Consider the following 8812-nt stretch of genomic DNA (forward strand, 5'->3'; position numbering starts at 1 on the left):
TCCCTACCACTTCTCCCCAGTTCCCTAACCCCTGACCCCTAGACCCTAACCTCTATCCCCTATACCCTACCGTTCCCCTCGTTACCATTATAGCTTCCCCAGCCCCGTTTTTACGCCTTATTCTTGGCAAACTGCAAATTATACAGCCTGGCATAGGTCCCGCCCTTGGCCAAAAGTTCAGAATGCTTCCCGGTCTCGGTTATCCTCCCATCCTCAAGCACTATGATCCTGTCAGCCCGCTGAATGGTGGACAGCCGGTGGGCGATGACTATGGCGGTGCGGTTGTTCATCAGGTTGTTGATGGCCTGCTGGACCAGCTGTTCGGACTCGGTGTCTAAGGCCGAGGTGGCCTCGTCCAGGATCAGGATGGCCGGATTCTTCAGGATTGCCCGGGCAATGGACATCCTCTGGCGCTGGCCGCCCGAGATCTTCAACCCCCGCTCGCCGATCACTGTCTGGTAGCCGTCCGGCATCTCGGCAATGAACTGGTGGGCGTTGGCGGCCCTGGCGGCCTCCTCCACCTGGGCCTGGGAGGCCCCTGGACGCCCGTAGGCGATGTTATTGAACACTGTATCGTGGAAGAGGATGGTTTCCTGCCCGACGACTCCCAGCAGCCTCCTAAGCGATTTGGAATCCAGTTCCCGGATGTCCCTGCCGTCTATCTCTATCCTGCCCTTGGTGCAGTCGTAGAACCTGGGTATCAGGTCGGCCAAAGTGGACTTTCCGGCCCCGGAGGGGCCGACCAGGGCCAGCATCTCTCCCCTTTTGACATCCAGGTTGATGTCCCGCAGCACCAAGTCCTCGTCGTTTGGCCCGGCCCCGCCCTGTCCCCGGCTTTTATAGCTGAAGGAAACATCCCGGAAGTTCAAAGATCCCCTGAACTCGTCAATGACCGCGGCGTTGGGCAGGTCCTTCACCTCCGGCTCCAGGTCTATCAGGCCAAAGATGCGCTCGGCCGCGGCCAGCCCCTGCTGCACCACCGGGGTGACGTTGGAAAGCCCGTTCAAAGGCTGGAGCATGGAAAAGGCCCCGGCCAGGAAGACGAAGAACCTTTCCGGGCTGATGGCCCCCGTCCCGGCCACCTGGTCCCGGGCCAGCCAGATTATCACCACCCCGGCGACGGCCCCCAGGAACTCGGTCAGGGGCGGGGTCAGTCCGGCCAGGGTCTCGAACCGGAACACCGCCTTGAAATAATCCCGGTTGTAGCGGGAGAATTTGGTCTTCTCGTGCTCCTCCATGGCAAAGGTCTTTACCACCCGGATGCCGGAGATGGTCTCGGTAAGGACCGCGGTCACATCCCCCAGCTTCTCCTGCAGCCGCCTGCCCCGCCGCCTTAAGCGGCGGCCGATGACGGAGATGACCCCGATGCTTAAAGGCAGCACCAGCAAAGCGGTCAAGGCCAGCCGGGGCGCGGCGATGATTGCCAGCCCCAGGTAGACCAGGATCAGGCTGCTCTGGCGAATGATGGAGACGGTACCATCGGTGATGGCTCCCCGCACCAGCCCCACGTCGTTGGTCAGTCGGGACACCGTATTGCCGACCTTGTTCTGGTGAAAGTAAGACAGGGATAGCTTGTGCAGATGGGCGTACATCTCCTCCCGCAGGTCGGCCGTCACCTTCTGTTCGATGTAGACGGTTAATATCCTTTGCAGGTACATGAAAACATTCTTCAGGAAAAATACGCCCAGGATCACCCAGCAGAGCTTGATCAGACCGGCCAGCCGGCCGTCCTTCAACAGCCACCAAAAGGCCAGGTCTTTTACCTGGTTGACATCCAGCGACCGGACGGCGGGAGCGGTCGCGGCCAGCTGCTCCTGGGCCGGGCTGAACAATACTTTGATGAACGGGGCGATCATCCCCAGCGAAGCGCCGGAGAACAGGGCCAGCAGCCACATGCAAAACACCGCCAGCCCGAACTGCTTCCAGTAGGGCTTTAAGTGAAAGATAAGCCTGAGATAAAGTTTCATCGGTTTTGAAAATAAATAATCTTGACGCGGCAGGCAATTTGTGATAATTTTAACGGTATGTCGTTTACCAATGAAGATACTATAGTTAAAAGACCGGTTAGGAAATATTTTTTGACCGGCCTGGTGGTGATGCTGCCGATACTGCTGACCGCCTACCTGCTTTGGTTCCTGTTCACCTGGAGCGGGCAGATATTCGGCCAGCTGCTGGTCTATGTCCCCTACCTTCAGGACATCCCCCGGACGGTCAGGCTGCTGGTGGGTTTTGTGCTGCTGGTGCTGGTCATTTATACGGTGGGCTTCCTGGCCTCGCACCTGATCGGCCGGCGGCTGTTGAACGTCTGGGACAACTTCATCTCCCGGGTGCCCCTGGCCCGGCTGGTCTACGGCACCACCAAGCAGTTCACCGATAACTTCTTCAGCAACCGCTTCGCCTTCCGCCAGGTGGTGGCGGTGGAGTATCCCCGCCCCGGCACTTACGCCCTGGGATTCCTTACTTCGGACAAAACATGGGAAATGGAGAACGGCACAGAGGTCCATACAGTCTACCTGCCCAACACCCCCAATCCCACCGGCGGCCGGATAATGCTGGTGCCGCCCCGGCGGCTGTTGCGGGTGAAGATGTCGGTGGAGGAAGCCCTGAAACTGATCGTCTCCGGAGGAATGGTCTCCCCCAAAAACCTAACCATCGCCAACTCATTGGACAAACCTGATGCTTCCGATAAAAGAACTGCTGGCAAAGCTAAAGCTAAAAGATCCCGATAAGCCGGCCTCCCTGGAGCTGCAGCAATTTTTGGACCGGGCCGTGGCCCGGAACGCGCTTACCCGGGAGGAGGGGCATATGATGAAGCGGGTGTTGTCGCTGTCCCAGACCCCGCTCTGGGAGGTGATGATCCCCCTGCCCCAGGTCTCGTCCATAGAAGCCTCGGCCAAGGTGGACCAGATAATAGAGCTTTGCCTGAAGTCGGGACACTCCCGGTTTCCGGTCTATGAAAAGACCCCGGACAACATCATCGGGATCATCCACGTCAAGGAAGTTTTAAGGCTTTGGCGCAAAAGGTCCGGCAGCTTGCGGGCGGTGGAGTTCATCCGGCTGCCGGTGTTCCTGCCCCAGACCATCAAGGTCTCCCAGGCCCTGTCCGAGTTCCGCAAAAAAAGGATATCCATCGCCCTGGCCATCAATGAATACGGCGCCCCTTCCGGCCTGATCACCAGCGAGGACCTGGTGGAAGAGATCGTGGGCCAGATGCAGGACGAACTGGACCGGGAATATCAGTACTTAAAGCAACTGGATACCCGCTCTTTTCTGGCCGATGCCCGGATGCCTTTGGAAAAGTTTGCCTGCCAGTTCAAGATCAAAACCAACTCCAAGGCCCACAGCCTGGCCGGGTTCCTGTTCGAAGAACTGCAGTGCATCCCCCTGCCCGGCGAAAGCTTCAGGCTTCAGGGCCTGGACTTTACGGTCACCGAGGGCACGGCCAGCAAGATATACAAGGTAAAAGTATCCCCCGGCAAGAAATAGCTCTGGGAATCTATAAGGAATCCAGGAAACCAGGAAACAATTCCTGCATTCCCCATCTGCGTTTCACTTTGGCGGACAGGCTGGGTTCCTGATAAAAGAATTTGGTTCCTTTATAACTTTTTATTTTTCTTCCCCGTCTTCAGCCGGCCCGGCCTCAGGTTCCTGAGCCGGGCTTTCTTCATTAACGGCTTCCGGATGGGATCCGCCGGGGCCTTCTTCGCTAATGACGACTGGAGATTCAAAGGGGACCTCCTCCTGGGTTCCGTAACCGGAAAGCCTCTTCAATCCCAGCTCGGCATCGATCTCGGCGTCCATTTTTTCCTTTTCCGCCTGCTTGGATTTAAGGTACTCCTCCAGTTCCTCTATCCGGGGCAGGTCCGACAGCGAGCTCAGCCCGAAATAGCGCAAAAACTCCGGAGTGGTGCCGAACAGCACCGGCTTGCCGGGCCGGTTGTCGTGGCCCACGGCGGTGATCAGGTTGCGCTCCAGCAGGGTGGCCGTCACCCCGTCCACGTTCACCCCGCGGATGCTCTCCATGTCGGCCTTGATGATGGGCTGCTTGTAGGCCACAATGCCCAATGTCTCCAGGGAAGCGGCGGTAAGCCGGGACACCCGCCGGCCCCGGAACAGCTCGCCCACCCACTTGGAATATTCCGGCCTGGTGTATATCTGGAATCCCCCGGCCAGCTCCACCAGGGAAAAGCTGTGGCCGTCACGTTCGTATTCGTCCTTAAGCTCGTGCAGCAGCTGCCGCAATATCTTGATGTCTATCTCGCCCAGGGTGGACTTGATCTTGGAGACGGGCAGCGGGATGTCGGTGGCAAACAACAGGGCTTCGATTATCCTCTTGGCTTCGGTGCGGTCCATAAGCAATTCCTTATCAAACGGTGTCGGGTTTATTATTGGATAAATTTAGATATTCAGCCGCTCATTCCATAGGCGAATCTGCCTATATGAACTTGCTTTTTGTGATTTATGTGCTTTATGTGGTCAATTCCGGATAGCTATCGCTAAAATATAGCTTGACTTTAATGGTATGATATGATATTTTTATATGCTTTGTAAAGAGAAAACTAACGACTAATCAATAATCAACAAAATTTATTTGGAGGGAATCAAGTTGGCAGAGACTAAAAAAAGGAATACCAAGAAAAAAATAAATTCTGCGGTAAAACGGGCCCGTCAGGCCATCAAGCGAAGAACCGCAAGAATGGCGGTAAAAAGCAAGCTGCGCGGCACCGTTAAAAAGGCCACTGCGGTGAAGACCGGCGAACAGTTGCCAAATGCCTATTCCCAGATAGACAAGGCCGCCAAAAAAGGGGTGCTCCACAAGAATACCGCAGCCCGGATGAAATCACGTCTGGCCAAGGCCGTCAAGAAAGTTTAACCAGTTTCCCTTAAGTTAGTTTCCATTATACCATAAAAGAATCGTCCCGGCCAAGCACGGGACGATTCTTTTTTCGTTTTACAGCGCTGCTGTTATTTGATGATATTGGGGGTCAGGAATATCAATATCTCGCGTTTGGCCGTGGTGGTGCTGCTGGAACGGAACAGCGCTCCGATCACCGGGATGTTCATCAGGATCGGCACTCCCTTGACCGATTTGCCGCCCTTGGTCTGCAGCAGGCCGCCGATGACCGCAGTCTCGCCGTCGTTGATCATTATCTGGGTGGTGGCCTCGTTGGTCAGGATGACCACTCCGCCCAGAATGGTGGCGGTGGCGTCCAGATCGGAGATCTCGGTCTTGACATCCATGGTGATGTTTTGGGCCGAATTGATGTGCGGGGTGACCGTCAGCACCATGCCGATAGTGTACATCTGGGTTACGGTATTGCCGCTTTCATCCCTTAGCGAGATCGGGATCTTCTTGCCGCCGACTATTTTGGCTTCCTTGTTGTTGGTGGCCGAGATCCTGGGATTGGATATGGTATTGGCCTTGCGGCTGGACTCCAAAGCCGAAATGGTGGCATTCAACTGGGCAAAGGAGCGGATGGTTCCGACATTGACCCCGGGACGGTCTCCGGTGGGCAGCAATTGAGGCACCTGAATGCCCGGACTTTCCACTCCCAAATTTTTTGTTTCTAAATTAGCGGCATAGCTTCCCACATTGGCCAAGGACCAGTTGATCCCCAGATCCTTGGTGGCGTCCATATCCACGTCTATGATCCGGGCGATGATCTCCACCTGCTGGGTCGGGGTGTCAAGCTGAACTATGAGGTTTCTGGCTTCAGCCTGTTTGTCGGCCACGTCGGTTATCACCAGGGCATTGGTCCTCTTATCAACCTGGATTCCGCCCCGGTCGCTTAATATCTTTTGGATGGATCCGGACAGTTCGCTGGCCACGGCATACTGGATGGCATAAACCACGGTCTTTAGTTCCACCCCCAGGCTGCGGCCGCGCACTTCTTCCTGCATTTTGGCCGGGGTTCCCACCCGGATGATGGTGGAATCTTCGCCCCAGTCGGCGATCATGGCGGCCGATTTAACCATTTCGTTGAAGGCCATTATCCAAGGGACATCCTTTAAACGCATGCTGATGTTGCCCTTGACGTCGCCGCCGATGATCAGGTTGCAGTTGGCCAGCTGGGCCATTCCCCTGAGAACTGCCACGATATCGGAATTCTCCAGGTTCAAAGAAACTTTCTTGCCGGCCAGGCCCCTTTTGCTTCTGGCAGGATAGGTGGGCGTCTTGGCAGCCACATAGACCGGCTGGGCCGGCTGCATGGGAGTAACAGGCAGGGCCTGATACTGCGGAGGAGCCGCCGGGGCCGTCGGTGTGGCAGGAGTTTCCTCCACCACCGGTGGCGGAGTATAAGGTCTGACCGGCTGTTCTACCACCGGGACCGGAGCTGCCGGAGCCGCCGGAGTTGGGGTGACCGGGACCGCCGGGGCGGCCGGTTGTTCCACCACCGGGGCCGGGGCAGCCGGAGCAGCAGGCGCCGGAGTGACCGGTACTGCAGGAACCATCGGAGCTGGTGTCTCTTCCATTACCGGAGCAACGCCGGGAGCATTCTGGGTAACACCTGTTGCCGGTGCTGAAGCCACCTGCATTTCGGCAGTAGTGGCCTTCCATTCGGCAAACTGGGCCGTTTCCTTGGTGGTAAGCTTGATGACGATATCGCTTTCCTCGGTCATCAGAATGTAAGAAGGCGATGAGGACATCTCTATCACCACCCTGGCGATCCCGCCCTCCCGGTCGAAATGGCTGGTGCTGATGGTATTGATGCCTCCCCTGTTCAGGTTCAGGGTCTTATTGCCGAAACCGATGGTGGCTCCCTTGATGTCCAGCACCAGGCGGTCCGGCTTGGTCAGGGTAAAATCCTTGGCATCGGGCACGTCATCACAGCTGATGACCACCTCGGTAACGCCTTCGAATTTCCTGACGACGATGTCGTTGATCTTGACGGCCCAAACCATTTGGCTTAAGGCCATCACGGCCCCGGCAACCAGAGCCAGCCTGATTCCGATTTTGGAGTTACTCATTTGCTTCGCCTTTTTTATAGACTTTATATATCATTTATTGGTTGATTCGCAAATCCTGGCTCTCCCGCGTCAGCGGAAGGGAAAAATCTATGGATTTCCCCTTGTCCACCTCCTGCCGGAACACTATGCTGGTGTCTTTGATGGCCACCACCCGGCCGCCTATCAACTGGTCGCCCTCCTTAACGACATATCCCACGCCCTGGTTATCGTGGACCAGGGCCAAACGCCCGTTGGTCCCTTCGATGATGCCGGTCAGGGAAATGTTGGAAATGTCCAGCGTGCCAATGCTGTTCTCGCCGCTGCCTTCGCCCCGCTTTTGGATCACCGATTTGAACGGGTCTCGGCTTCCTTTCAACGAGTATTCATAGGTTTCGCTCTTTAAAAGGGTGTCTCCGGCCGGCGGCAAACTGACAGGAACCGCCTGGGTCCTTTGAACCGGAGCCGGGGTTGCCTGGCTGGGGGTCTTATTACCGGGTTGGCAGCCGCAGGCCAGGGCCAGGGCTATCGACAACCCCAATAAATTAAGACCGGCTTGACCGCTTTGTTTTGCCTGTATCTTTAGCATCTGATTTTACGCCTCCTGCTTTATTAAATACAAAAGCTTTTACCACAAAATCTGCTTTTACTGTTTTGTTTTTGTCATTTTTGTCGTTAAGGGGCAATACCTTGAGCTTGGCGGGAACGATTATCCGGTTTAAAACTCCCAGATTGGCCATAAAATCACCCAACTGACTGTAAGAACCGGTGACGCTGACATCCACCGATAATACCGAAGACAGTTTGGCATTCGGCGAGGCAGTAAGGGCTCCGGGCTTGAAGGCGGTGAAACGCACCCCGGTTTTGATGCCGGCCTGGGTGATCTGGCGCAGCAGGCTGGGAATGTCCTTTTCGTCCGGCAAAAGCTTCTCGGCCTGGCGGAGCTTTTTGCTCATGTTCTTCAATTCCATGTTGAACTTGGTGGACTCGCTGACCGCAGCGTCCAACAGCCGGATCCCAGCCTCCAGCGAGTCCAGTTTTACCTTGCGCTGCACCAGGCGCTCCCCGGAGGGCTTGAAGGTTAAAAAGTAGAACAGGGCGGCTATAGCCAGACTTAAGACCACCAATCCCAGGGTGATCTGGGTTTTTATGTCTTTGATGTCTATGTTCATTTATTCCCCTTTCCTCCGCCAATAAAAAGCGGCATCGGGTTGGACCAGTCTGATCCGGCTGAAATGTAGCTGTTATAAGCCTGCACCCGCCAGAAATATTTTTTCCCCTCTTCCAGCCCGGAATTGACGATGAAACTGGTGGTATCCCCCAATTGCTGGTTGGCTATAAGATTGCTAAAGGAATCGCTGGCCGACACGTGGATGTTGTAATTGGTGGCTTGGCTGACCCGGCTCCAGTTCAAAGTCAGCTTGGCTGGCTGTTTGGGGTCCTGGGGCATTGCATATGAGGGTGATGGCTTGGCAACTTCAGGGTTATAATTTCCGGTTAAACTGAACTTAACCATCTCCCGGCCCTCTATGTCCATCTTGGAGGTCTGGGCCAGTTCAATGCCGCTTAAGCAGCGGGAAGATTTAAGATTATCCATCAGTTCCACCACTATCAGGTTGGAGAAAGTGGAACCCTCTATGAGAACCTTTCCTTCGTCCTCGGAAAGGAGGGTCAGCCAGAGATATTCAGGCAGACAGCGGTTGACAACCTCCAGCAGCCGGGCCTCGTAAAAACGTCCCTGATTTATCAGGTTGACCTCGTTCAACTTGGCCTCAACCTCATCCTTGGTCCTTTTCAATTCCTGGACCTTGGTGTTGAGGATCCTTAAGCTGTCTATCTTCAGACTGTCTGTTTTGATCTTTTTGTT

The 8812-nt window shown here is 55.5% G+C and carries 9 protein-coding genes; 3 read left to right on the plus strand and 6 right to left on the minus strand.

Translation table 11 applies throughout. The annotated features are described in order from the left end of the window. Nucleotides 1–110: 110 nt before the first annotated feature. Entirely contained in the window at nucleotides 111–1967 is a 1857-nt protein-coding gene (locus tag Q7U71_03745; GenBank protein ID MDO9390869.1) for an ABC transporter ATP-binding protein, read from the minus strand. A 57-nt stretch (nucleotides 1968–2024) separates the two neighbouring features. On the opposite strand from Q7U71_03745, the gene Q7U71_03750 reads away from it, so the two are divergent. Together Q7U71_03750 and Q7U71_03755 are read left to right on the plus strand one after the other, a co-directional pair. Continuing rightward, nucleotides 2025–2729, plus strand: a complete 705-nt coding sequence (locus Q7U71_03750; GenBank protein ID MDO9390870.1) for a DUF502 domain-containing protein — start codon at nucleotides 2025–2027, stop codon at nucleotides 2727–2729. Beyond that, nucleotides 2677–3486: a hemolysin family protein gene (locus Q7U71_03755; protein MDO9390871.1), complete on the plus strand. Its 810-nt coding sequence runs from the start codon at nucleotides 2677–2679 to the stop codon at nucleotides 3484–3486. The genes Q7U71_03750 and Q7U71_03755 overlap by 53 nt, the downstream gene beginning before the upstream one ends. A 120-nt stretch (nucleotides 3487–3606) precedes the next feature. On the opposite strand, the gene scpB is transcribed toward Q7U71_03755, so the two are convergent. After that, complete coding sequence (gene scpB, locus Q7U71_03760; protein MDO9390872.1) at nucleotides 3607–4353, minus strand: SMC-Scp complex subunit ScpB; 747 nt, start codon at nucleotides 4351–4353, stop codon at nucleotides 3607–3609. Nucleotides 4354–4606: 253 nt separating this feature from the next. Between scpB and rpsT the strand changes: the two genes are divergently transcribed. After that, complete coding sequence (gene rpsT / locus Q7U71_03765; GenBank protein MDO9390873.1) at nucleotides 4607–4873, plus strand: 30S ribosomal protein S20; 267 nt, start codon at nucleotides 4607–4609, stop codon at nucleotides 4871–4873. A gap of 92 nt (nucleotides 4874–4965) precedes the next feature. On the opposite strand, the gene Q7U71_03770 is transcribed toward rpsT, so the two are convergent. The 4 genes from Q7U71_03770 to Q7U71_03785 form a co-directional block, all read right to left on the minus strand. Further along, a complete protein-coding gene (locus Q7U71_03770; GenBank protein MDO9390874.1) occupies nucleotides 4966–6969 on the minus strand; it encodes an AMIN domain-containing protein in 2004 nt (667 codons plus the stop codon). Between the two features lie 34 nt (nucleotides 6970–7003). After that, entirely contained in the window at nucleotides 7004–7534 is a 531-nt protein-coding gene (locus tag Q7U71_03775; protein MDO9390875.1) for a hypothetical protein, read from the minus strand. Continuing rightward, complete coding sequence (gene pilO, locus Q7U71_03780; GenBank protein MDO9390876.1) at nucleotides 7491–8117, minus strand: type 4a pilus biogenesis protein PilO; 627 nt, start codon at nucleotides 8115–8117, stop codon at nucleotides 7491–7493. The genes Q7U71_03775 and pilO overlap by 44 nt, the downstream gene beginning before the upstream one ends. Then, the coding region (locus Q7U71_03785) for a PilN domain-containing protein (GenBank protein MDO9390877.1) at nucleotides 8114–8812 on the minus strand (699 nt) is incomplete at its 5' end. The genes pilO and Q7U71_03785, both read right to left, overlap by 4 nt.

The organism is bacterium, assembly GCA_030655055.1.
Classification (GTDB): Bacteria; Edwardsbacteria; AC1; order AC1; family EtOH8; genus UBA5202.